Annotated in this window: 16 protein-coding genes; 6 read left to right on the forward strand and 10 right to left on the reverse strand. The window is 65.7% G+C overall.

The genetic code is table 11. The annotated features are described in order from the left end of the window. Positions 1-137 precede the first annotated feature (137 nt). On the reverse strand, positions 138-1,271 hold the full coding sequence (locus tag DMB37_RS04320; RefSeq protein ID WP_135231574.1) for a sel1 repeat family protein: 1,134 nt from the start codon (positions 1,269-1,271) through the stop codon (positions 138-140). Between the two features lie 558 nt (positions 1,272-1,829). Here DMB37_RS04320 and DMB37_RS04325 point away from each other — a divergent pair. Beyond that, positions 1,830-2,666 carry a DUF1206 domain-containing protein gene (locus DMB37_RS04325; RefSeq protein ID WP_135231575.1) on the forward strand — a complete coding sequence of 279 codons (837 nt, stop codon included), beginning with the start codon at positions 1,830-1,832 and terminating at the stop codon, positions 2,664-2,666. A 233-nt stretch (positions 2,667-2,899) separates the two neighbouring features. On the opposite strand, the gene DMB37_RS04330 is transcribed toward DMB37_RS04325, so the two are convergent. From DMB37_RS04330 to DMB37_RS04340, 3 genes are all read right to left on the reverse strand, one after another. Further along, positions 2,900-3,637, reverse strand: coding sequence for a cyclopropane-fatty-acyl-phospholipid synthase family protein (locus DMB37_RS04330; RefSeq protein ID WP_135231576.1), 738 nt, complete (start codon positions 3,635-3,637; stop codon positions 2,900-2,902). Between the two features lie 120 nt (positions 3,638-3,757). Further along, the gene (locus DMB37_RS41800; protein ID WP_167768737.1) at positions 3,758-4,417 is read right to left on the reverse strand and encodes a CAP domain-containing protein; all 660 of its coding nucleotides are present in this window, start codon (positions 4,415-4,417) and stop codon (positions 3,758-3,760) included. Positions 4,418-4,930: 513 nt separating this feature from the next. Continuing rightward, on the reverse strand, positions 4,931-6,607 hold the full coding sequence (locus DMB37_RS04340; protein ID WP_135231578.1) for a hypothetical protein: 1,677 nt from the start codon (positions 6,605-6,607) through the stop codon (positions 4,931-4,933). Positions 6,608-6,797: 190 nt separating this feature from the next. On the opposite strand from DMB37_RS04340, the gene DMB37_RS40415 reads away from it, so the two are divergent. Continuing rightward, positions 6,798-6,965: a hypothetical protein gene (locus tag DMB37_RS40415; RefSeq protein WP_167768652.1), complete on the forward strand. Its 168-nt coding sequence runs from the start codon at positions 6,798-6,800 to the stop codon at positions 6,963-6,965. Between the two features lie 57 nt (positions 6,966-7,022). Here the strand turns inward: DMB37_RS40415 and DMB37_RS04345 are convergent, their stop codons facing one another. From DMB37_RS04345 to DMB37_RS04370, 6 genes are all read right to left on the reverse strand, one after another. Further along, positions 7,023-7,433 (reverse strand): cupin domain-containing protein, encoded by a 411-nt coding sequence (locus tag DMB37_RS04345; protein WP_135231579.1) that lies wholly within the window; start codon positions 7,431-7,433, stop codon positions 7,023-7,025. 40 nt (positions 7,434-7,473) lie between these two features. Continuing rightward, on the reverse strand, positions 7,474-8,301 hold the full coding sequence (locus DMB37_RS04350; protein WP_135231580.1) for a phosphoenolpyruvate hydrolase family protein: 828 nt from the start codon (positions 8,299-8,301) through the stop codon (positions 7,474-7,476). Further along, positions 8,291-9,520 (reverse strand): Tm-1-like ATP-binding domain-containing protein, encoded by a 1,230-nt coding sequence (locus tag DMB37_RS04355; RefSeq protein ID WP_135237335.1) that lies wholly within the window; start codon positions 9,518-9,520, stop codon positions 8,291-8,293. The genes DMB37_RS04350 and DMB37_RS04355 overlap by 11 nt, the downstream gene beginning before the upstream one ends. A 29-nt stretch (positions 9,521-9,549) precedes the next feature. Beyond that, positions 9,550-10,731 carry an acyl-CoA dehydrogenase family protein gene (locus DMB37_RS04360; RefSeq protein ID WP_206055186.1) on the reverse strand — a complete coding sequence of 394 codons (1,182 nt, stop codon included), beginning with the start codon at positions 10,729-10,731 and terminating at the stop codon, positions 9,550-9,552. 507 nt (positions 10,732-11,238) lie between these two features. Continuing rightward, positions 11,239-12,885: an MFS transporter gene (locus DMB37_RS04365; RefSeq protein WP_135231581.1), complete on the reverse strand. Its 1,647-nt coding sequence runs from the start codon at positions 12,883-12,885 to the stop codon at positions 11,239-11,241. A 251-nt stretch (positions 12,886-13,136) separates the two neighbouring features. Further along, on the reverse strand, positions 13,137-13,877 hold the full coding sequence (locus tag DMB37_RS04370; protein WP_135231582.1) for a helix-turn-helix domain-containing protein: 741 nt from the start codon (positions 13,875-13,877) through the stop codon (positions 13,137-13,139). A 501-nt stretch (positions 13,878-14,378) separates the two neighbouring features. Here DMB37_RS04370 and DMB37_RS04375 point away from each other — a divergent pair. Genes DMB37_RS04375 through DMB37_RS04390 form a run of 4 tightly spaced genes read left to right on the forward strand, consistent with a single transcriptional unit; the run spans position 14,379 to position 24,360 of the window. Then, a complete protein-coding gene (locus DMB37_RS04375; RefSeq protein ID WP_135231583.1) occupies positions 14,379-15,404 on the forward strand; it encodes a DUF1702 family protein in 1,026 nt (341 codons plus the stop codon). Next, the gene (locus DMB37_RS04380) at positions 15,401-17,380 is read left to right on the forward strand and encodes a CRTAC1 family protein (protein WP_135231584.1); all 1,980 of its coding nucleotides are present in this window, start codon (positions 15,401-15,403) and stop codon (positions 17,378-17,380) included. The genes DMB37_RS04375 and DMB37_RS04380 overlap by 4 nt, the downstream gene beginning before the upstream one ends. After that, entirely contained in the window at positions 17,377-18,438 is a 1,062-nt protein-coding gene (locus DMB37_RS04385; protein ID WP_135231585.1) for an enediyne biosynthesis protein, read from the forward strand. Before DMB37_RS04380 ends, DMB37_RS04385 begins: the two co-directional genes overlap by 4 nt. A 3-nt stretch (positions 18,439-18,441) precedes the next feature. Then, complete coding sequence (locus tag DMB37_RS04390; RefSeq protein ID WP_135231586.1) at positions 18,442-24,360, forward strand: SDR family NAD(P)-dependent oxidoreductase; 5,919 nt, start codon at positions 18,442-18,444, stop codon at positions 24,358-24,360.

The following is a 24,360-nucleotide window of genomic DNA, read 5'->3' on the forward strand; positions in this document are numbered from 1 at the left end:
CCCGCATCGCGGGCCCATGCGCCATCCTAAGATCTCCCCGCCCCACCTCGGTGGTCTGATCATCGATCGCTCAACCGCAGGATGCTTTGAGCCGCAACGGCTCTGGCCCAACGACTACCGCGACGTGGCCGCTTCACTCAGTGATGCCGATCGAGTTCCGCGAGCGAATCCTTCGCGGCGAGATAGCCCGCGTCCGCGGCTAGGCGGTACCAGTATCCAGCCTCGGAGTCCGCGCCGCGCTCGCGCAGTAGTGACCCCATGTGGAGTGCGGCGAGCATGTACCCGCTATCGGCTGCCTTGCGACACCAATCCTCGGCTTCGGTCGCCCTGTCCTCGCTGACGAGGAGGTTGGCCAGGCCGATCGTCGCCAACTTGTCGCCGGCGGCGATGGCACGTCGATACCACTGCTCGGCCGCGCCGGCCTCGCCCGCCGAATGCAGCGAAGAAGCGTGGAAGCTCATCGCCCTCGGGTCACCGGCTTCGGCCGCTTTCTGTGTGTATTCGTCGCTCATGAACATGCCGTTGCCGAAATAGAATTGGTGGAGGAAGCGCGTTAGGTCCGCATCGACGTAGCTGGCATTCTGGTACCACATCTCAGCCTCGTCGATCGCACCACGGTCCTCTGCCACATAGGCGAGCGAGACCATGGCCAGCGCGTTGCCCGCCGCGGCGGACTGCCGGGTCGGTGCCACGACCTCGGCCCAGCGGTCTGGGTCGTCTCGCAACCGTCTCGATAAAGTGATCAGCGCGCTGGTGTCGCCGAGCACGGCAGCTCGCTCCTCCCATTCCGGTGCCTCGTCGGTCCGATGCATTTCGTTGAGCAATCTGGCAAGCTCCAGCATTGCTGCGGTATTGCCGAGTTCGGCTGCCGCCGTGTACCAGTCCTCGGCCCGATCGAGTTTGCGCACATCATCGAAGAGTCCGCCGAGCAGACACATGAGGCCTGCATCGCCCTCGGCCTCGGCACGCTGGGCCAACAACTGTTGCGTGGTCGCGAACAGACCCTCGGCCCGGCGCACGAGATCCCTGTGCTCGTCCAAGCTGGCCGTGTCCTCGAACATGTCGGCCAAGCCCGCGCTGTCGTGCGCTGCATTCGGCGAGGCTTCCCACCGCGCAAGCTCCGACAGTGTCAGATGGGGTTCGCGGGAAATGATCGAAGTTTGCAGCGCCGCATACTCTTCGACGACTGCAGGCGGCGCGAACCCGCGACCCTTCGCGACCGCACCAGCCATCAACGCGGCCGCGACGACACGAGCTTCTCGACTGATCATTTCCTCCACTTTCCACACAACGTCCTCGACCACCGAGTCAACCACTCCCCGCAATGTGCGGACGAGCGAAAGCCGTGCGGTAGGTACCGATACCGACAGGTGCGCCGCGATCCGACGTGCACTCCCCCAGAACATTCACGCCGCCGTGCATGGTGACCGACTCGATGCCGACCTCCGCCGTATCGATCCACAGTCGGGTTCACAATGCGGGACAAACGAGTTCGACGGTCGAGCCGAATGAGGGCGGTTGTCGTCGGCGGCGATCAGCAGGCCCTGTTCGTCGCCGAACCACACGCACTGGCCGTGGCGGCTGGTGTGAGCACTCGCCTGCCCTCACCGACTGCCGCGGAACGTTTTTCGGGCTCGGGGTGTGTTGCCAGTCTCCGGCGTAGCCTCGACCACCGCGCAGGTTCACATGATCGGAGTCGGCGATGGGCTGTGCAACCTGGACTGCGTAAATCGGGCCCGCGAATCACTTATGCGAGCGTTCGTTGTTTCGATACCGCACGACCGGGTATCTGCCCGACGTCCAGCTCGAGCGGGGAGCAAGCAGGCGCAATGGCCAACAGCAGCCAGTCCAAGGGGTACGACAACTCGTCCTCCACCGCGGGCCGCATTGCTCAGAACAGTATCTTCGAGCGATTCGCGCGCACGGGTTTCATCGTCAGCGGCATCGTCCACCTGATCATCGGCTACATCGCAATCCGTATCGCCGTCGGCGGCGCGGGCGGCACCGCCGACCAATCCGGCGCCATGACCGAACTGGCCGCCAAGCCGGGCGGCACCATCGCCCTGTGGGTGGGCACCGCCGCATTCCTGGTGATGGCACTGTGGCGGCTCGCCGAAGCCGCACTCGGCAGCTCGTCACGACCCGACGCCGACAGCAAGAAATCCGAGGCGATCGATCGAGTGAAGGCGTTCTCCCTGGCGGTGGTCTATTTCGCGTTCGCCTTCTCCGCATTCGGGTTCGCCCGCGGCAGCGGCAAACCCAGCGGCAGCGAGAGCGCCGGACTCACCGCACACTTGATGCGCAGCACCGTAGGCACCATCGCCCTCGTCGCGGGCGGTTTGATCATCATCGCTATCGGCGGCTACCACGTGTACAAAGGAGCCGGCCAGAAGTTCCTGACCGACCTCGAGGGCCACACCAGCAACCTGGTGCGCCGGTTGGGCATGATCGGCTACATCGCGAAAGGACTGGCTATCGCCGCGGTCGGGGTGCTGGTGGTCCTCGCGGCAACCCGGCCCGAGCCGGACCAGGCCGCAGGCCTCGACGGCGCGTTCAAAACCCTTGGCGCACAACCATATGGCGTGGCCCTGCTCATCATCGCCGGCTCCGGCATCATCACCTACGGCCTCTACAGCTTCGCCATGGCTCGCTACGCCAAGATGTAGGCGACCATCAAACCCCGTGGCGCTACACCTTCGCCGCCTGTCGGGGCTTGGGCACATGCGGTCACGGCCCGTGTTACTGCCGGTGCCGCCGTGGAGCGCGCTCTCGCCCATGGTCTGATCCCACAGTGGCGAGCCCGCACAACGGAATCCAGGAAGCGCCGCAGCCCTCGGCTTCTGCGAACCAGGCGGGCAGCTGAACTTTCGACTGCACCGCCAACATCCGTGGAACCGGTTTAATCGGGACTGCGGCGCAGCACGAGGCAGAGGAAACCGAACACGTCTCGATAGACGCGCAGCCATTCTTCGCGGTGGGTGGTGGCGGCGTCGAGGGCTTGGGAGCTGCCCGGATCGGCGGGGTGGTCCAGGGCCCAGCCGGCAAGCGTTCCCGTCCACGCCCATTCGTAGTCGTCGAGTTCGTGGCGGGTGCTGATGTGCCCGTACACGGAAGTCCAGCCGGCGGCGGTGACGCGCTCCACCGTGGTCGGCAGGTCTGCGAAATCGCCCAGCATCGCTACCGCCTCGGCGGACGGCTCACTTGCCCAGAATCCGTCACCGATCAGTACCCGCCCGCCAGGTGCCAGGTGCTTACGTGCTGCTGCGAGGGTGGGCAACAGGCCGCCGAATGCATGGGCGGCTCCGACACTGAGCACGAGGTCGAATCCGTGCGAAGCAGCGAGATCCGCGGCGTCCGCGCGATGGAGGGTCAGCCGGGCTTCGACGCCGAGCATGCTCGCGCGCTGACGGGCATGTGCCAGTGCGGTTTCGGAGACATCGACTCCCTCGGCTCGCAGCTGCGGAAACATGGTCAAGGCCCGTAGTAGCCACTCGCCGCCGCCGCAGCCGAGGTCCAGCACGCGCTCATCACCGCGCCGAATGCCGTGTCGCAGCAGTTGGCGCACCGAATCGTCGTCGACCGGGGCGGCAATCGGATGATCCGCATGGGCCAATCTGGATATCTGATCACGATTCACCGGGCCGATCCTGACACGGTCGACCGAGTGGGCGCAGCTGCATTTCCGAAGCCGCATCCCGCGTGGTCCGGTGCGAACCGCGTGTTCGTCGCTTCGATCCGTGTGGCGCGCCCGCAGCGCTCAGCGGGCCCCGAACATCTGGGTCCACCACGGCCCCGTGTCGAGCAAGGAACCTCCGCGCCCGGTGCCGGGCAGCGCACCGACACCGACCGACTTCCAGGAGCAGTTGAGCAGTTCCGCGCGGTGACCCGAGCTACTCATCCAGCCCTGCATCGCCTCCTTGGGCGAACTCGCCCCCAGGGCGATGATTTCCGTGACCTCCGCCTGATAACCCTGCGCCTTCGCTCGGTGCTCGGGGTAGCGGTGCCCCGGGTCGGGACTGATGTGGTCGAAATACCTGCGGTCTCGCATCTCTTGGTTGTGCAGGCGCGCGGCGCGGGTCAACCGTTCGTCCAGACGTAGCGGCTGACAACCCTTTTTGCTTCGCTCGGCATTGGTGAGGTCGAGGACCTGCTTCTCCCACGCGGTCGCGCCCTGCCCCTCGCCCGGGGACGGTTTCGTCGGCTCGTCCGGCTTGGTGGGCTCCTCCGGTTTCGTCGGCACGTCCGGTTTCGACGGCTCGGGATCGCCGCCCGCGCAGTCGGGTGCCGCGGGCTCGTCGGTTCCGGTGTCGACGAAAGCGTCGCTGATCCACCGACCGCTGTCGAGCCGGTCCCACACGTCGGTCGCACCCCAAGCGCCCTTCACCCGGTCGCCACGAGTGGTGCAGACGATCGTCACACGCTCACCGTGGCGAACTCGGCCAGCCTTCGAGCTCCGCAGGCTCGGACCGGACCGCAAGTTCACCGGCCAACGCCAGTTCGGCGACTCGACGGTCCCCGTCGCCGGCTCGTCCGGTTCGGCGGTCGCCGGGCCTGCCATCGCACTGCCCGCGACAACAACCCCCACGCACACCGCACCCAGCACGGCTCGTGACCGACCAACGTGCTCTCGCACCCTGTTCCACATCTTCGACCCTGCGTTCATCGACACTGCTTCTCCCACTGAGGCTTTGGCGAATCGACGGAGGTGCTCACCATTCTCCGTACTCGTTTGATCAGTGTTGAAGCCACCTTGATCCACCTACCGATCAGTACCGAAGGGTAAAGACCGGTAACGGAACGGTCGAGTTGCGTAAGGTCTCGTTAATTCGAGTCAAGGCCAGTCTGAAACCACCAGGGAAATAGCGCGGCCGGATCATCACGGCAATTATCAACCGCGCGATCGGCGAGTTGCCGGAACCGAGAATCGGAACTACTCCGGCACCGCCGATCTCTGCTGCGCCAGAACACTTTCCACCGCAACGGCGACAAAACCACCGCCGACCACGACGATTCGATCGGCCGCCGCGCTCCAGTACAGGGCCGAGTAGCTGGACCTGTCGTCGAACATCTCCGGCGGCAGCGAAATGTAGGTGCCGTTTTCCGGGAAGTAGAGGACCCCGACGTCACCCTCATCGTTGTCACCGAACTTCAACAGCAGTCCGCCGTCCGGCCCCGGACGCACGGCCATCACATTCGTCCACGCCTCGACATGCCGGATCGGGGTACCACCGCGATGGATTTCGTACAGGTCGCGATTGGACAAGTAGAAGAATCCGTCGTCCCCTGCGGGCACCGAGGTGAACTCGACGTGCGAACGCTCGGCGCCCATCTCGAAGGCGCGGACGCAGCCGGTGCCCGCCGCATCGAGCTCGTAACCGTTTCCGTCCCAGATCAATACGGTGCTGCCGTCCGCCAGCCGTGCGCCTCCGGTCATCGGCAGCGCGGCGTCGCCGAGCACACTCTTCACCACGGCGGCAGCCGGAATGCCGGGAATCTGCTCCCACCCACCGGATTCCCCGAGCCACAGTGGACCAGGCAGCGGGTCACCGACATTCAGGCCGCCGAATCTCAGCAGGTGCCTCTTCACCTCGTGCAACACCACGGGACGCGCGCCGAGGAAATAGCACTCGTGCGCGTAGAGATCGGCTTCTCCCGGACCCTTGGCCGGCAGAACTTTCGGCGCATCCTCCGCCCCGTCCACCAGAATCGGCCCGAACACGCGCGGGCGCGCCTTCGTGTCGGCGGTCGACATCGCGAGCCATCCGCCGGTCGGCGTCCTCGCCGCCGCTACCCAGAATTCGTTGCGCTGCAACGACAAACGCGGCGGCCAGACCTCGAGATCCCACAACTCCACCCGCGGATTCCTGCCGTCGCTGTGCGACAGCAGGAATCCGTCGACGATGTCATCGAGCACGCTCGCGATCGGCGAGGCCGCCGCGGTCTCCACCGCGGCGGCCGGAGTTCCGTCGTTGCCCAGGTACTGCGCCCACATCAGCTCCGGATCGCCCGGAAACTCACCCGCCGCGGGCACCGCGAGATCGGTTGCCTCCCAATACCCCAGCTTGCGGTCGACCGCCGCCCGCAGCGTCGCCACGATCCCCCGGTACTTTCGCCGCTCGCCTTTCGACAAGGGCACGAGCTGCTCTTGCACCCACTCCAGTACCTCGGCCACATGTTCGGCGGGCACATACAGGCCCGTCGAATAGTTCCCACTGAACCATCCCGACGAAAATTGCCTACCGAGTTGCGGATGCGCCGCAACAACTTCGGTGAACAGCCCGTCCGGCGCGTACTCGGCCTTCGGCATGAACACCGCGTCCGGGAACACCCGCCCCGCCTCGAACGCCAGACTCAGCGCCAAACCTCGCTCATACCGGTACGGCAGCATCGAAGCGCTGAACATCACCGCCGCAACAGACACGGCCTCTGCCGCGGCCCGCGCGTCCGCGCCGAGCATCAGCTCCCGCACCTGCCGCCAAAGGTTCTCAGCACCTGGATGCACTCGATCCAACGCTGTCGGCTCGGTGGAACTCCCGAGCAGCCGGGGAACGAACTGCTCCCGGATCGCGTCCTCGTCAACCAGATGCAATGTGCAGTCGTATCCCATGATCCTCCACCTCGTCCTGCGCCCCCACATGCAACCATGGGCACGACAGTCGCGCGACGCCGCTTCCCCGCAGGGCGTTTCGCACCCGACGACCGCCCGCGCCCCTCGACTGATGCGCGAACCGATCGGAACCTAGGGCGCCAGGTTCGACAGCGATGAGTTTGTCGATCCCGCATAGGTCTCAATGGACATGAACCCAGACATCCCGCAGCCCATCCCACCGATCCGCCCCTTCATGTCGATCTCGCTCGACGGCTTCATTGCAGGCCCGGACGACCGGGGGCAGGAGCTCGGTCGCGATGGCGGGCGGCTGTTCAACTGGCTCGATCATCGGAGACGGCAGGCCGAACTCGGTTGAACGCCGGGATCGCTCGCTGGACTCGGGCTGCTGTGTCTGTCCATCCCGAGGAACCAGTTACGTGTCTTGTCCCCACGTCGGGAACTCCCCCGGTGCCAGCTCGACGAAATCCGGCAGACCACGAAGGGCGGCCTCTGCGCCACCGGGGGTGTAGGTTGCCACCAGTCGAAGGGGGCGCCAGCCGGTGTTGTGTGTGGAGTGCAAGGTGCCGCGCGGAATCCACACCGCGTCGCCGGCCTTGATAGCGAATTCGTCGCTGTCACCGACAGTTTGGCGTCCCTCGCCGTCCACGACATAGAGGATTTCATCGGAGTCGGGATGGTCGTGGCGGTCATGGCCCTTGTTCGGGTTGATCACCACCTCGCCGAGCGTGGACGACGCACCGTCGATGATGTCGGGCGTGACATGCCATTTGATCGATCCCCAGCCGAAAACCATTGTTGCCACAGCGTTCGGATCGCGGTGCATAAGATTCTCCTTCGTCCAGCTTCGCGGAATTTTCCGAGACTCAGCGATCGGTGGGGATTTCTTTGAAGGCGCGCAGCTGGTCGGAGATGGCACGTTCGGTGGGCAGTCGCTCCATCGATGACGCACCGAAGAATCCCGCGACACCGTGGGTGCGCTCGAGAATGTAGCGTACGTCGCCGGGTTCGGCGATCGGGCCGCCGTGACACAACACGTGGATGCCGGGGTCGACCGCCGCAGCCGCATCCCGTATCTCCTGCACCCGCACCACCGCCTCTTCGAGCGTGATCGCCGTTGTCGCGCCGATGCTGCCCTTCGTCGTCAATCCCATATGCGGCACGATAATATCCGCGCCCGCCTGCGCCATCGCAGTAGCCTGCTCCACATCGAACACATATGGCGCAGTGAGCAACTCGCGCTCGGCTGCCAACTGGATCAGCTCGATTTCGAGATCGAACCCCATACCGGTCTCCTCGAGATTCGCACGGAAGACGCCGTCGATCAGACCGACGGTGGGAAAGTTCTGGACACCGGTGAACCCGATGGCGCGGATCTCATCGAGAAACCGCGGCATCTGCCGGAACGGATCGGTGCCGCAGACACCGGCGAGGACAGCGGTCTGCTTGACGATCGGCAGAACCTCGGCGGCCATCTCCATCACTATGGCGTTGGCATCGCCATAGGGCATCAGGCCAGCGAGGGAGCCACGACCGGCCATCCTGAACCGTCCCGAGTTGTAGATGATGATGAGGTCGGCGCCGCCCATCTCCGCGGACTTGGCCGACAGTCCGGTGCCCGCGCCCGCACCGATGAGTGGCTGACCGGCATCGAGTTGGCTGCGAAATCCGGCGAGAGCTTGTTCACGGTTCACGATGTGCGCTCCTGATGAGTCGGTGCAGATGCTCGGCGGCCGCCGTCGCGAACGCCGTGCTGTTGATGTCCTGGTCGCTGTCGATCACCTCGACGCGGGTTCCGGCCACCGCGTCGAGTACCGAGTCGATACACGCCGCGTCCGCCGCACGATCCCAGAATGGTCCGCCGTCCACGTCGACCGCGGACAGTCCGCCGCGGGGGACGAACAACGCGGTGGGTCCGGTGGCCGCCGCCAGCTTCCGGCCGAGCACAGCACCGATCCGGGCCGCTTCGACGGCACTCGTGCGCATCAACGTGACTGTCTCGTTGTGGACGAGCAAGTTTCGCTCGCGGAACCGCTCCGGCACGGTGTCCTTCGGCCCGAAATTCACCATGTCCAAGGCACCGAGGCTGACGACCTGTGGAATGCCCGCCTTTGCCGCCGCGGTGAGCCGATCAGGCCCGGCGGACAACACCCCGCCGACGACCTCGTCGGCGATCTCCGTGGTGGTGAGGTCGAGGACACCGGCGAAGTGCCCGTCAGCGGCTAAATTTTCCATGGTGCGACCGCCGGAGCCGGTGGCGTGGAACACCAGCACCTCGTACCCCAGTTCCGCCAACCGGCCGCGCGCGGTATCCACGGCGGGGGTGGTGACGCCGAACATGGTGGCGGCGACAAGCGGCTTGTCCTGTGCCCCAGCAGGATTCGATCGTCTACTCGCGTACGCGTCGGCCATTCCCGCGATCGCCGCCGCGGCGTTACCCAGCACCTGACGCGAGATCGAATTGATCCCCGCCACGTCGACGACGCTGTACATCAACGTCATGTCGGTCGTCCCGACATACGGCGAGACATCCCCACCGGCCATTGTCGAGACCAGCAGCTTCGGCAGGCCGACGGGCAACGCTTGCATGACCGTCGCGGCAATCGAGGAACCTCCGCTGCCACCGAGCGCGAGCACAGAACTGAGCCGACCCTGCGCGTGCAGCTGCTCGGCGACGATAGCGGCGCCGGCCGCCATCACCTCGAGGGCGACACCACGGTCACGTCGGCGCCTGAGCTCTGCCAGATCGGCGCCCGCCGCGGCAGCGACAGCCGACGAGTCCACGTCGGCGACCAGGGACGAGGTCCCCAAGACACCGGCGTCGACCAGAACGACCTCCTTGCCGCGCTCGACGATCAAGTCACGGACGTACGCGTACTCCTCCCCCTTGGTGTCGAAGGTTCCCAACAACATGATGGCCACGCGCCGCTCCTCCGCGGTGATCAATCGACCAGGTCCAGGAACTCCCAGTGCGCTTCGGGTTGTGCACCGCTGAGCCACTTTCCGCAATTCTGCAGGACTATCGGGCCTGAGGTGATGTGCTGGGCGCCGGTGGCGAGATCGCGGAGGAACCGGTCGATCGGGCCGCGCCGGATCGCGGTTGTCGCGGCCCAGCGGTGTACCGTTCGGCCGACGTCGTGCACGGTCCACGTGGTGTGGTTGAGTACCAGCCGGATCAGCGTCTCCTGGTCGGTGCTCAGCAATTCACCTGCGGCGAGCGTTTCTTCATTCTCTTGCCAGGCTTGCAGCACCCACGCGCGGGCCGCGCGCAACGCGGCTTCGGCGGTCGCGTACTCGGCGTGGAACTGTGCGGTGTCGACGGCGGCGTGGAACGTGCCCGACTTCTTCGACGCGTAGAGCTTCAATTCGTCGAGCAGCCGGCGGCCGACGCCGAGTGCCCAGCCGGTGTGCACGATCGCGGACATGTTCACTATGCCGATGCGATAGAGCGCGCCGCCGTTGGCGGGGTCCATCGTGGTCGCGCGGTAGGTGTGCGTCTGCGGGACATAGACATCGATGCAGCGATAGTCGATGCTGCTGGTCGCACGGAGTCCGAGCACGTCCCAGTTGTCGACGAGCTGCACCTGCGATTTGGGCATCGCCAGAATCCGGGGCTCGCCGGTGCCCTCGACCTGGATCGCACTGTGGATGTGCGTGGCCAGCGCCATACCGGAGGCGAACTGCCATTCCCCACTGACCAGGTAGCCGCCGTCCACCGGGACAGCCCGGCCGGGCCGGGTGCCATGGCCGGACAGCAAGGCGTGATCACCGCTCGCGACATCGGGGAACAGCTCAGCGGCGGCAGCGGCGCCGAGATAGGCCGCCGTGGTGCCGGTGATCATCTGCAGCGCCATCATCGTCCAACCGGCCGCGGCGTCGTGGTAGCTGAGCCGCTCGATCGTGCGAATCAACTGACGCGGGGAGAATTCATACCCGCCGAGATTCTCCGGCAGACCCGCCCGGACGATCCCCGTGTCCAGCAACGACTTCGCGACGTCCGCGGTGAGCCTGCCGAGTTGGTCGGCTGCCTCCGCGTCCGCTTCGATGGACTCGCCGAGCGCGTCGATCCGGTCCAGCATCGCCGGGAATTCTTCGCTGATGTGTAGCCGAGCCGAGGCTGTCACACGCTTCCTCCTGGATTCGAAACCACAGTGGGGGCGGCACCTTCGGCCACACCGGACGCTCTCCCGCACCAACCACCACTCTCCGATGCGAACCGCTCTCGCGCAACGTGCATGGTCGGCTCAGCGGACCCCGGGTGGCCCCGGCGGTTCGCGTTCAGCTCGGCGATCTCGGTCTGCACCGTGTGCAGCGCAACTGGACCCGGGCAAGTCGAATCCGGAGTGAGCTCGGTTCTCCCTTGTTATCCTGATCGGCATCGCGACGTTCTGTGCTCGGCAGAGGTCCAATCCAGCGGTGCCGCAACGTATATGGCTCCACGAGGGTACCGCGGCGGCGCCCGGTACCTGAGCTGACAGATTCGTCGAACCAGAGCTGGCTCACCGTCGGAACGGGAGACAGAATGAGAAGGTACCTCTCGGCGCTCCCCTGGCTGATCGTCTACGTCGCGCTCTGCGGCGTCGCAACATGGCTGCTGAAGGTCGGCTGGCTGCACGTCTACCCGTAGCGCGTCAGGCGATAGCACGTAGTTCCTCGGCGGTGATCTCCTCCAGCGAGCGGCGGCGCGTCTCGACCAGGAAGGCGATGCCTGCCGCCGCCGCGATGGTCATCGGGACGGCGCTGATGAGCGCGGTCATCGAAATCGATGGTGCCGCAACGGCGAGTACCACGAGCGCGAGCACGATGATGCCGCCTGCCTTGCTCATGCCTGCCGCCAAACCGGTGCCGCGGGAACGTATTCGCGTCGGGTACACCTCGGCGCCATAGGCGACGAGTACCGCCACCACCGAGCTCGCGCCCCAGATCGGCGGGATGAGCAGCGCGTACAGCAGAATCTTGTTGTCCGCGATGCGATCTCCGAGCGCGACGAAGCCGAACAGCGAAACCGCAAGTAGTGCACTGAGTATCACCATCGTCCATTTCGAGGAGCGGTGATAGCAGTAGGCGACCAGGAAATTGAGGGGGAAGCCGATAAGCGCGGAGTCGCGCAGGATCTGATCGGCCGAGACGCCGCTGTACCCGAGTTGGCGCAGGTTGGTCGGCAGCCAGAGCTGAAAACCGTAGACGACCAGGCCGACACCGAGACCGACCAGCACCAGGACAGTGGTGATCCCGCCGAACGGCGCCTGCACGAGCCGGCGGTATCCCCCCTTGACACCGGATTCGATTGTCAGCTCGGACTTTTCGACCTCGGTGATCGACGCGTTGTAGACACGCAGCACCTGCTCCGCCTCCCGGCGGCGGCCCAGCGCCAGCAGGAAGCGCGGCGACTCCGGGATCCATCGGGTGAGCAGAATGGTCAGCAAGCCGGTCGGGAACCCGATCAGCCACATCACCCGCCAGCCGTAGCTGTCGCCGACGGTGGCCGACAGCCAACTGGTGATGATGTAGGCGCCCGCGATGTCACCACCGATCAGCACCATCAGCCAGCCGCGATGCCGCGCCGGAATCGTCTCCGCGAGCAGGGTGAACGCGATCGGCAGCATGCCGCCCGCGCTGATGCCCATGATCAGGCACATCAGCAGATTCAGCTCGAAACTCGGCATCGCACCACACACCGAAGTAGCCACGAAGAACACCCCGGCCAGCAGAATCGCCGCCTTGCGACCGATTCTGTCGCTGAGCCAACCCCAGATGAACGAGCCGATCACCGTGCCGGTGATACCTGCCAGGGGCAGCAGTGCAGCCGGTAGGCCACCACCAGGATTGGTCGCGGTCTTCAGGCCGTATTCCTTGGCGACGCCGGGCACGACGAACGCCAGCGTGGTCGGCTTCATCACATCGATGGTGATCGCCGCGGCCATCACGAGCAGCAGAATCACATGCACGCGATTGATCGGAGCGTCGTCGAGCGCGCGCACCCGCAGGTTTGCCACCTGATCACGCTGTGCCCCAACAGGAACGAGTCCATAGGCGGTGACGACGAGGCCGACGACGATCAGCGCCATTCCTACGATCATCGACGCATCCATGGGCATGTCCGCCATGTGATAACCCATGTGCCTGGACTCCCAGTACATCGGAAAGTGCAGCGCGGTGCCCAAAGTTGTTGCGGCGAGCCCGAACCAGAAGGCACGGGTACGCCGCCGAATAGGCGCCGGGTGCGGTCCTTCCTCGGATTGCTCGATCGATGAGTCGAAATGTCTTTGGCTACACACAGATATCTCCGTTCTTTACCGTAGGGACAGCGGGCGAATTGAAAGCGGAACCCGCGTACCAAACGGCAGCGGCACGACAAGTAACAGCGGCGGCGTGGCGCGACAGCCCCACGGTCGAGGAACCGAAAGCGGCGCGATACGCCGGTAGTCATAGCGTGTCGGCATGGCTGAGTCGATCGAGGCGGTGCTGACCGGGCCGAACGGTCGCGAGCTCACGATCTTGCCGAATCACGTCGGTAAAGGTTTGATATTCAAAGCTGCGGCAGTGCCAGCAAAAAGGGCGCGGTCCGAATCGTGCGTTCGGTCAAGGTGATACCGATTTCGAGTCGATCGTTTTTCCGGAGTCGGAACTCACAGATTCCCGTGCGGACATCTCGGGTTACTCGACGATTTCTGTCGTCGCGAACGGTCGAGACCGCGATCGCGCGAGCGATCCATTTCCCGGGTGGTACGCAGTTCAAACTGAAAGCCCCCTGGTTTGCGACAATCAGCAACGCGGCGGCCGATGTCAGCGGATTGGCGGCGGGGAATATGCTCATGTACCTTCGACGCACTGCCGCCCCCTCCGGGTCAGACAGCTTGCCGCACAATAACGGCATGCTGGGCTCCCGGCCGCAGTCATGCTGCTCGGACCATCGCAACGGAACCTGCTCGCCGCGAACGTAGCGACGATACTGGGACGGACTCAGTCCGACCGCCTCGGTGAACCGCGACGTGAACGTGCCGTAACTGAGATACCCGACGGCATAGGAGATGTCGGACACTCTCATCGACGTGGAGGCCAATAACTTCTTGCTTCGTGCCAGACGGATTGCGGCGAGGAAACGGGCGGGTGACCAGCCGGTTTCCGCGCGAAACCGTCTGACGAAGTAAAACTTGCTGCATTGTGCGACGTCGGCGAGGTCATCCAAGGTAACCTGTTGCCCGCAGTTTTCCCACATGTACTTGATGCTGTCAGCAATATGGTCGGACACGAACTCTCCCAAACTCATAACAATCCAGGATGCCTGAGCCGGTGACAGCAGAAGTGAGCCTATCGCAGCTGTTCGGCTGCGAGATAGCTACGAAATAGCGCCTTTGCTAGTGCGAGGAAAAGTGGCCGCTGCCGCTGATGGTGGAACTGACCGGCCGCCTCTGGCACCGAGGTCGAACCATTCAGGTGTCGCCGCAAAGGCCGCGCGCCATTACGAAAATGCCGGTGGCCCCTCAACTGCGGGATGAACGCTCGGCAAGCGCAGCCGTCGAATCCGCAGTGGCGGTTGCATTACTTCCGAGTACCCCCTTAACCCGTAGCCCCGACGCAAGCCCCATGGCCCCGATGCAGCGAGGCAGGCGAACGGAGTGCCCGACGGTGGCTCAGTTCGCCACCATGATTCATGTTATGCAACTGGTCGGTAGAATACTTCCGTTTTATAGATTGAGCAACGAGGAAGAAGCCCCAGACGCGACCGGATGGGAACCTTGAGTACAGGTTCTGCGAAGGAGGGCTTCAGATGGTCTTCACTCTGGGTGGGCTCCGCCGGAAGATCTTGACGCCGGACGCGCGACAGGCCTCGTTGCAGGTTCGCGGCTTCCCTGCCCGTAATCCCTACGCCGCAGCGTGTCTGGAGCTGCCCGGCGCGACGTTCCTCGAAGGATTCGGAGTCGGCGCCGAGCGTGCCACGGCAGCGGAGACTGCGGCGCTGTTATCCGAATTAGAAAGTAAGCGAAGAGGTTTCGCGTTCGAAGGCGCTGCGATGGCAATGGCGATCCGGGACGCGCTGCCGATCGGCCACCGCCATCACGTCGCCGACTTCATCGCCGCGGCAGACGAACACCTCTATATGATCTACGTCGGCGTCGGCTGGGCACTGGCCCGGCTCCCGCGGCCACTGCACCGAGCGGCGCTCACCGGCGCGACCGATCCGGTGCTGGTTTGGCTCGCCTTGGACGGCTACGGGTTTCACCAGGCCTATTTCCATACCGATCGCTACGTGAAACAGCAGTATGTGGATCCGAACCCGCCCGTCGTGTCGGTCCGGCACCCGAACTATGTGCCGCACGCGATCGATCAGGGGATCGGGCGCGCGATGTGGTTCGTCGCAGGCGCCGATCCGGTAACCGCATGCACGATGATCGACGCGTTCGCGGCGGACCGACGTCCGGACCTGTTCGCCGGCCTCGGCCTGGCGGCCACCTACGCGGGCGGCGCCACCGCCGACGAGCTCGCCACGCTGCGCGAGCAGGCATCGGCCTATCGCGAAGAGCTCGGCCAGGGTGCAACCTTTGCCGCCGAAGCGCGTGCCCGCGCGCGCATCGTGCAGCCGAATACCGAGACCGCCGTAAGAGTTTTCACCGGCAGGCCCGTCGATGACGCATCCAGGATCGCGATCGACACCCGGCCCGCGGAGCCCACGATCGACGGCCTGGCGGGTTACGAGGTCTGGCGACAGCGGATTCGACAACGGTGCTTGACCGCCGAGCCTCCCGACCCGACCGCTTCCGCAGCCACGGAAACAACCGCAAAGGCCGAATCATGAACGCTCGTATAAGAGCCCTGGCGCCTGCGATCGCCGCGGTGGTGCTGCTGGCATCGGCATTCCTCGTCGCGCAAGCACAGGTCGCCACCGACGATCCGGACACCGTGGCGCAGGACTACAAGCTCGAATCCATGGCGATCGCCATGCCTCCCGGATACGACCAGCTGCCGATGAAATCCGTGCGCGAGGTGAACCCGTCCTATCAGCGCATTCGCTCGTGGATCTCCTCGGTCGGTGCCTCGATCGCCGTCAACGACCTGGTCGGGCACGGGCGATCCGACGGCATGTGCATCGTCGACACCCGAACCGACTCGGTGATCGTGACCCACACCCCGACCGCACCTCAGGCCGACCGCTTCACGCCATTCGTGCTCCGCCCGGACCCGATCCCGATGGATTCGACGATGGCGCCGATGGGTTGCGCCCCCGGCGATTTCAACGGCGACGGTGGCATGGATCTACTCGTCTACTACTGGGGACGAACACCGATCATGTTCCTGCACCGGGCCGATGCCACCGATCCGGCGCCGAAATATGTACCGACCGAGGTGATCCCGTCGGGGACCACGCGCGATCAGTACCACGGCGAACAGTGGAACACCAATGCCGTGTCGATCGCCGACTTCGACGGTGACGGCCATCCGGACATCGTCTTCGGGAACTATTTCCCGAACTCCGGTGTCCTCGACCCGAACGGGCGTCCCGACGTCGTCATGAACGACTCGATGTCGAATGCGAAGAACGCCGCGGGCGAGCGAGTATTTCGATGGAACGGCAACGACTCCGCCGGGCGCCCGGAATACGTCGAGCAGAAGGGCGCGATCCCGTTCGGCGAGAGCACCGGCTGGACCCTGTCGCTCGGATCGGGTGACCTGACCGGCGATCTGCTGCCCGAGCTCTATGTCGGCAACGACTTCGGCCGCGATCATCTGCTGTACAACCAGTCGACGCCGGGCACTATCCGATTCAGCACGGCTACGGGCAATCGAACCTGGACCGACCCGAAATCGTTCGTGCTCGGCCACGATTCGTTCAAAGGTATGGGTGTCGATTTCGTCGATATGTACGATCGCGGAAAATTCGACATGCTGGTCAGCAATATCACCACCCCGTGGGGCATCCAGGAAAGCAACTTCGTCTGGCGCAACAACACGAGTACGCCCGACGAGATGCGTCGCGAACTCGCTGCCGGACACGCGCCGTTCTCGCAACAGGCCCAACAGCTCGGACTGGCCTGGACTGGCTGGGGCTGGGACATGAAAGCCGCCGATCTGCGCAACTCCGGAACCCTCGACGTACTGCAGACTTCCGGGTTCGTCCAGGGCGACGGCGGCAACCGATGGGCTTGGCTGCAGGAGCTTGCGACCACCAACGACGTCGTGCTGCACGACCCGGGGATGTGGCCGCGAGTCGCCCCCGGCGATGACATCGCGGGCGGGCACCCGATGGCGCTGTTCGCCAAGGGTAGCAATGGCAAGTACGTCGACATCACCGATCAGGTCGGCACCAACGCGCCGATCCCGACGCGCGGGGTCGCCATCGGCGACACCACCGGCACCGGCACCCTGGATTTCGCGGTCGCCCGCCAGTGGGGGCCGCCCGCGTTCTTCGCGAATCAATCACCGGCCCTGGGCAACTCGTTGACATTGCGGCTGTATCGACCGGCGCAGCCTGGCACCGATACGCCCGCGACGGTCGCCGGACAGCCTGCTTACAACGCGGTCGTCACGGTGCGTACCGCCGACGGCCGGACCACACGCAGCCAACTCGACGGCGGCAGCGGGCACAGCGGCAAACGCAGTTTCGACGTGCACTTCGGACTCGGCGCCGCCAGCACCCCGGTCGCGGCCGATATCGAGTGGCTCGACACCGCCGGTGCCCGTCATCACCAGACACTCCAGCTCGCGCCCGGCACGCACGCGCTGATGCTGACCGACACGGCCACCGAGATCGCCGAGGGGATCACGAAACCATGACTCTGCTCAACCGTAAACTCAGCCTTCGCGATCGGCCATCCGCACCACCGCGCGGCAACGGTGCGACCGCGGTCGTACCGCCCACCACCAACGGTGCCGCTCCGACCACCGAACCGGTCAAAAGAGACGTGCGATATCTGGCCCTACGAAATTTCGCCCTCTCGCTCACCGTGCTCAATATCGTCGGCTACACCATCCTCGGCTTCGAACAGCCGCCGCTATGGCCGATTCTGGCAGTTTTGTCGGCCTACACGATCGACCTGACTTTCGAGCTGATCGCCGCCTGGGCGCGTAACACCGCACCGCGATTCCTGGGTCGCGGCGCCCGCGGTGTGTACGAGTTCCTCCTACCCGCCCACATCACCGCCTTGGCGGTGAACATGCTGCTCTACGCCAATAATCAATTCTGGCCGGTCCTGTTCGCCGTAGCGGTGGCGATCACCAGCAAGTATGTGTTCCAAGCCCCGTTCGCCGGGCGGATGCGCCATTTCATGAACCCGTCCAACTTCGGGATAACGGTGGCGCTGCTGTGCTTCAGCACCTGGATCAGCATCGCGCCGCCCTACGAATTCGGCGAGAACATCAACACGATGTTCCGGATAGCGGTCCCGCTGGTCCTGCTCGTCGCGGGCACGGTGATCAACGCAACCCTGGTCCGCCGGGTGCCGCTGATCATCGGCTGGCTCGGTGGGTTCGTGATCCAGGCCGTCGTCCGGCACGGACTGTTCGACGTCGCCCTGGTCGCCGCGCTCGGCACGATGACCGGCACCGCATTCATCCTGTTCACCAACTACATGATCACCGACCCCGGCACGACGCCATTCCCGGCCCGCGCCCAATTCATGTTCGGCGCATCGGCCGCCACCGTTTACGGGCTGCTGATGGTCTTCAACGTCGTCTACACATTGTTCTTCGCCGTCACGATCGTCTGCGCGATCCGGGGCAGCTACGCCTGGGTCGCCTCCTGGACGAAGGCTGCCAAAGCCCGTGCCGCGGAACGCCAAGGCACCGACCGGGTGCCGGTGTTGTCCCCCGGTCCCACTATTCAGCGAGCATGACCGATGGTTCGACTAGCGATCGTCGGTATGGCGTGCCGATTTCCCGACGCCGCGACGCCGGCTCAGCTGTGGGACAACGTCCTGGCCCGCAGGCGCGCATTCCGACCGATCCCACCGACCAGGTTGAACGCGGCCGACTACTACGCGAGTGATCCCGCGGCGGCGGACCGCCATTACGCGACCCATGCGGCGGTCATCGAAGGCTGGACCTTCAATCGGGCCAGACATCGCGTCGCCGCCAACACTTTTCGGTCCACCGACATCGTCCACTGGCTCGCCTTGGACACCGCGGCCGCGGCGCTCGACGACGCAGGCTTTCCGGCGGGCGAAGGCTTGGACCGAAAGCGCACCGGCGTCATCCTCGGTAACACGCTCACCGGCGATATGACCCGCGCTTCGGGCATGCGGCTGCGGTGGCCATATGTGCGTCGCACCCTGGCCGGCGCACTGCACCGCAAAGGCTGGCCCGCGGCGCAGATCGCCGCCTTTCTCGACGAATACGAGGCGGACTACAAGGCACCGTTCCCAGCGATCACCGAGGACAGTTTGGCCGGCGGCCTGGCGAACACGATCGCCGGGCGGATCTGCAACCACTTCGATTTCGGCGGTGGCGGTTTCACCGTCGACGGCGCCTGCTCGTCGTCGCTCTTGTCGATCGCACAGGCTGGTGACGCCATGCTCGCCGGTCACCTCGACGCCGCGGTCGTCGGTGGCGTCGACATATCCATCGATCCGTTCGAACTGGTCGGCTTCGCGAAGACCGGCGCCCTGTCGACGTCGGAAATGCGTGTGTACGACCAGCGTTCGAACGGCTTCTGGCCGGGTGAGGGCTGCGGGATCCTCGTGCTGCTGCGCGAGGAGGACGCGATCGCCCGGGGCGCACGGATATACGCGACGATCGCAGGCTGGGGTATCTCCTCGGACGGTCGTGGTGGCATCACCCGGCCCGAACACAACGGCCACCTGCGGGCGATCGAACGCGCGTACCGGATGGCGGGGTTCGGGGTGGACACCGTCGACTATCTCGAGGGCCACGGCGCCGGCACCGTGGTGGGTGACCGAACCGAGCTCGAGGTATTCAATACGGCCGTCGCCGCCCGGAGTACGGGCAGGCCACCGGTGGCGATCGGATCGATCAAAGGCAACATCGGTCATACGAAGGCGGCGGCCGGCATTGCGGCCCTGATCAAGACCACCCTCGCCGTGCACCACGGCACCATTCCACCGATCACCGGTACCGACCGGCCCCATCCGGTCCTCGGCGACGTCGAGAATCGACTTCGGCTCCCCGACAGCGCATTCGAATGGCCGGACCTCAGCGAAGACACCACGACACCGGCCATCGCCGCACCCGACCCGAACCCTCCCCGGCGGGCAGGCATCTCGTCGCTGGGTTTCGGCGGCAGCAACGCCCATGTCGTGCTGGAGAGCCGACTGCCACCGCGCCCGCTGTCGCGCGCGGCCAGTACCCGCCTGGCACGCAGCGCGCAGGATGCGGAACTGTTCGTGATGTCGGCGACCACACCCCTCGAGCTGGCAGCCGAGCTTCGCAGGGTCGCCGCACTCGCCGCGCGGTGTTCGTTCGCCGAACTCGGCGATCTCGCCGCCGAGCTGATCCGGATCGACGCCCGGCTACCGATCAAAGCGGCGGTGGTCGCCACCGGCCAACGACAGGCCGCTGACCGGTTGACCGAACTGGCCGACGTCCTTGCCGCCGGTGAACGGCACCGGTTCGCTCCGGGCTCCGGCCAATTCCTCAGTGCCGGAATCGGATCCGCTCCGCGTATCGGACTGATGTTTCCCGGGCAGGGCGCCCCCGGGCACGGCGACGGGGGCGCACCCGCTCGCCGCTTCGCCGTGATCGCCGACCTGTACCAGCAGGTGGGCGTGCACGCCGAAGGTACGGCCACCGAGGAGGCGCAGCCGCGCATCGTGACGGCCTCGCTCGCCGGCTTGCGACTGCTCGATTCCGTCGGCATGAACGTCGTCGGCTGCGTCGGGCACAGCCTGGGGGAATTGACCGCTCTCTACTGGGCGGGCGTGTTCGACGAAACCGAGCTCGTACACACAGCGGCGTTTCGCGGCAAGGCTATGCAGACCGCCGCCGTGGCTGAGCGGGGCGCCATGGCGACGATCTTCGCGGGCGCCGATCAGGTGGCGGCCTTGCTGAACGGCAGCCCCGTGGTGATCGCCGGATACAACAGTCCGAAACACACAGTGGTCGCGGGGCCGAGCGACGCCGTCGACGCGGTGCTGGTGAGCGCGCGCGCAGCCGAAATGCGCTGCCGGACACTGCCGGTTTCGCATGCGTTCCACTCACCGTTGGTCGCGCCCGCAGCCCACGCCTTCCGCCGCTACCTCGACGAGATCGACCTCGGCAAGGTCAAACGGGCCGGTTTGTTCTCGACCGTCACCGCCAGCCCGCTGGAGCCCGGCTGCGCCGTCGCCGATCTGCTGGAGCGCCAGGTGCACGCACCGGTCCAGTTCGCCGCCGCGTTGTCGCAGCTCGCGCAGACCTGCGATCTGCTCGTCGAGGTGGGGCCGGGTTCGACGCTGTCGGCGCTCGCCGCTGATGTGTGCCCTGGAATACCCACTGTCGCAATGGAAACCGACGGTGACTCCGTCGCCGGGATCCTGCGCACCCTCGCCGCCTGCTACGTCCTCGGCGCCCGCCCCGACCTGGACGGATTCGCCGCTGAACGCTTCAACCGGACGATCTCGCTCGACAAGCAGTTCGTTTTCCTCGAAAGCCCTTGCGAGCAAGCACCGAACGACTCGTTCCTCCCCCAGGCGCAGTCCATCGAGCCCGGAACAGCGCAGCCGGCCGTTGCCGATCAACCCGACCCGGCATGGGCGGACGACGACACCTCGTCCTTGCCGACGTTGCAGCGACTGATCGCCGAGCGCGTCGAACTCCCCATCGAGGAGATCACCCCCGAGATCCACCCGCTCGACGATCTGCATTTGAGCAGCATCACCATCACCCAACTGGTCGCGGATGCGCTCGCGCTGCTTGGTGCCGAAATACCGGAACCGACCACCAACGTTGCCACCGCGACGATCGCGCAGCTCGCCGAGGCGATCGACGACCTCGCGCATACGGCGCGCAACGAGGCACCGGCGAAGCAGGCCGACGAGCTGACCGGCGTCGATATCTGGGTGCGACCGTTCACCATCGACCTTGCCGCCTCCGCCGTGCCGTCGGCCACCGACCGCGGCGACGAGCCGGGACGGTGGCGGGTGTTCGCACCGCAGGACGATCGGTTCGCCGCGGCCATCCGGCACCGGCTCGACACCGCCGGCCTCGGCGACGGTGTGCTCCTGAAGCTCGGTGCGGCCGAACCGGTCGAAATCGCCATCGACCGTATGCTTTCCGCGGCCCGATCAGCGATCGACACCGGGTCGCGCCTGGTCGTTGTCGACGACGGCCGAGATGCGGCCGCCCTGGCCAAGACGGTGCATCTGGAGGCCCCCGCCGTTCGGACGACTGTTGTCCATATGTCCCCTGAGCTGGCGCCCGAGCATGTCGCACGGCTGGCGTGCGCCGATATCGCCGCGACCACCACCTTCCGGGAAGTCCACTACGACAAGGCAGGCAACCGGACCGAACCGATACTTCGCGAGCTGCCGCTGGTCCGGGCCGATCTGCCACTCGGCGCGAGTGACGTGGTCGCTGTCACCGGCGGGGTTCGTGGCATCACCATCGAATGCGCTGTCGCGCTTGCGAAGCAGACCGGATGCGCGCTTGCGCTCATCGCTCGAAGCCCCGCCGACGATCCCGATATCGCCACGAACATGACTCGGCTCCGCGAATCCGGGATCGCCGCACACTATTTCACCGCCGACGTGACCGACCTGAACCAGATCGCCGACACGATCGCCACGATCCGTCGGGACCTCGGTCCGATCACCGGCATCCTGCATGGCGCCGGCATCAACACCCCCGCGGCGATCGGTTCATTGACCGGTGACCACGTGGCGCGAACTATCGCGCCCAAGGTCGACGGCCTACGCAACCTACTCGACTCGCTGCGGCCTGCCGAGCTTCGTCTGGTCGTCGGCTTCGGCAGCATCATCGGCCGGGCCGGGCTGCGCGGTGAGGGGCATTACGCGATCGCCAACGACTGGCTGCGCTGCGCCATCGATACCCTCGCCGGCGAACAGCCGGCCTGCCGGTGCCTCACCATCGAATGGTCGGTCTGGGCAGGCACCGGGATGGGCGAACGGCTCGGCGTGCTGGATTCGCTTGTCCGCGAGGGGATCGAGCCGATTCCGACGGACGTGGGTGTCGAACTCATGCTGGATCTGCTCCGCACCCCGGCCTGCCCGACCAGTGTGGTAGCGATCGGTAGGACCGGCGGCTTGCCCACGATCCGCTTCGACGAGGTCGAACTTCCGCTGCTGCGGTTTCTAGAACGTCCGCGCCTGCATGTCCCGGGGATCGAATTGCTCGCCGACGCCGACATTTCGACGGCGACCGACCCTTATCTCGCCGATCACCAATTCTCCCGCGACGCGTTGTTCCCCGCCGTGATGGGGATGGAGGCCATGGCGCAAGCCGCCACCGCGTTGTTCGGCGCACAGCGCCCGGTGCAGTTGCACGATCTCGAATTCCTCCGGCCGATCATCGCGGCACCAGCGGGCGGCACGACGATCCGGGTGGCCGCCCTCAGATCGGGCGACACCGTCCGGGTGGCGATTCGGTCGAACACCACGGCATTTCAGATCGACCATTTCCGCGGCGTCTGCCGACACGATGACCTGACGGCCGACGGCGCGGCTCTCGCGATATCGACGTCGGTGACCGAACCACTCCAGCGACTGGCCGAGTTCGCGCACACTGCCGCCACGACAACGTCCGGCCTCGGCATGGCGGTCGACACCGACTTCTACGACCGAATCATGTTCCACGGGCCGATCTTTCGGTCCGTCGAGGATTATCATCAGCTCGCCGCCCGACAATGCGTCGCCCGAATTCGGGTAGGCGACCAGCGCTGGTTCTCCCCGATGTTGCCGCAATCGCTGGTGCTGGCCGACCCGGCGGCCCGCGACGCATTCATGCACGCCATCCAGGTCTGCGTGCCCGACTCGACACTGCTGCCGTCGAAAGTCGCACGCGTGCTGTCCCTACCGATAGCGCCCGACGTCCGGACAGTCGTTCTGACCGCGCGCGAACGGTCCCACGAACAATCGACGTACATCTACGACGTCATCGTGCGCGACGAGAACGGCGCGGTCGTCGCGATCTGGGAAGCTCTCGAACTTTCCGCGGTCGCACCGATCGCCTCACCGTCCGGGTGGATACCCGAGTTGCTCGGTCCGTACCTGCAGCGGCGACTCGATACCCTGCTCGCTGCGCCGGTGCAGTTGGCGATCGTGCGCGAACGTGTGCAGCTGCCGAGCGCCGACGACGACACCAACCCACGGATGTCGGGCCGCCGCGAAGCCACCCGACGCGCGCTGGCCGCCGCGCTCGGGCGCGCGGTGGTCATCCGGCACCGACCCGACGGGCGGCCGGAGATACCGGAGGGGCACGCGAGTTTCTCGCATGGTGCCGGTCTCACCGTCGCCGTGGTCGCCGCATGCCCGCTCGGCTGTGACATCGAACCGGTACAGGAGCGCACGCAGGCGCAATGGACCGGCCTGCTTGGCAATTCGGGTGTCGCGCTCGCGCAGATGTGCTGCCGGGCCACCGGCGAGTCGTTCGCCACCGCCGCGACTCGGGTCTGGAGCGCACGCGAAGCGGTGACGAAACTCGGCGGCACCGTCACCAGGCCACGACTCACCCTGGACAACCGTTCCGCGGCCGACGGCTGGCTGGCCCTGCGGCACGGTACCGACCTCGTCTGGTCCTTCAGCACCACCCTGGCGTCACCGACACCGCAGCAGCCGGTGGTGTTCTCGGTGACCGAGAAAGGTTGA

Source organism: Nocardia sp. CS682, assembly GCF_004634405.1.
Classification (GTDB): Bacteria; Actinomycetota; Actinomycetes; order Mycobacteriales; family Mycobacteriaceae; genus Nocardia; species Nocardia ninae.

Excerpts from the sequence above, each read along its gene's own strand:
- DMB37_RS04375 (WP_135231583.1), top strand. The coding sequence starts at position 14,379 with ATGGTCTTCACTCTGGGTGGGCTCCGCCGGAAGATCTTGACGCCGGAC.
- DMB37_RS04340 (WP_135231578.1), bottom strand. The coding sequence starts at position 6,607 with ATGGGATACGACTGCACATTGCATCTGGTTGACGAGGACGCGATCCGG.
- DMB37_RS04380 (WP_135231584.1), top strand. The coding sequence starts at position 15,401 with ATGAACGCTCGTATAAGAGCCCTGGCGCCTGCGATCGCCGCGGTGGTG.
- DMB37_RS04325 (WP_135231575.1), top strand. The coding sequence starts at position 1,830 with ATGGCCAACAGCAGCCAGTCCAAGGGGTACGACAACTCGTCCTCCACC.
- DMB37_RS04370 (WP_135231582.1), bottom strand. The coding sequence starts at position 13,877 with ATGAGTTTGGGAGAGTTCGTGTCCGACCATATTGCTGACAGCATCAAG.
- DMB37_RS04320 (WP_135231574.1), bottom strand. The coding sequence starts at position 1,271 with ATGATCAGTCGAGAAGCTCGTGTCGTCGCGGCCGCGTTGATGGCTGGT.
- DMB37_RS04385 (WP_135231585.1), top strand. The coding sequence starts at position 17,377 with ATGACTCTGCTCAACCGTAAACTCAGCCTTCGCGATCGGCCATCCGCA.
- DMB37_RS04345 (WP_135231579.1), bottom strand. The coding sequence starts at position 7,433 with ATGCACCGCGATCCGAACGCTGTGGCAACAATGGTTTTCGGCTGGGGA.
- DMB37_RS04355 (WP_135237335.1), bottom strand. The coding sequence starts at position 9,520 with ATGTTGTTGGGAACCTTCGACACCAAGGGGGAGGAGTACGCGTACGTC.
- DMB37_RS04390 (WP_135231586.1), top strand. The coding sequence starts at position 18,442 with ATGGTTCGACTAGCGATCGTCGGTATGGCGTGCCGATTTCCCGACGCC.
- DMB37_RS40415 (WP_167768652.1), top strand. The coding sequence starts at position 6,798 with ATGAACCCAGACATCCCGCAGCCCATCCCACCGATCCGCCCCTTCATG.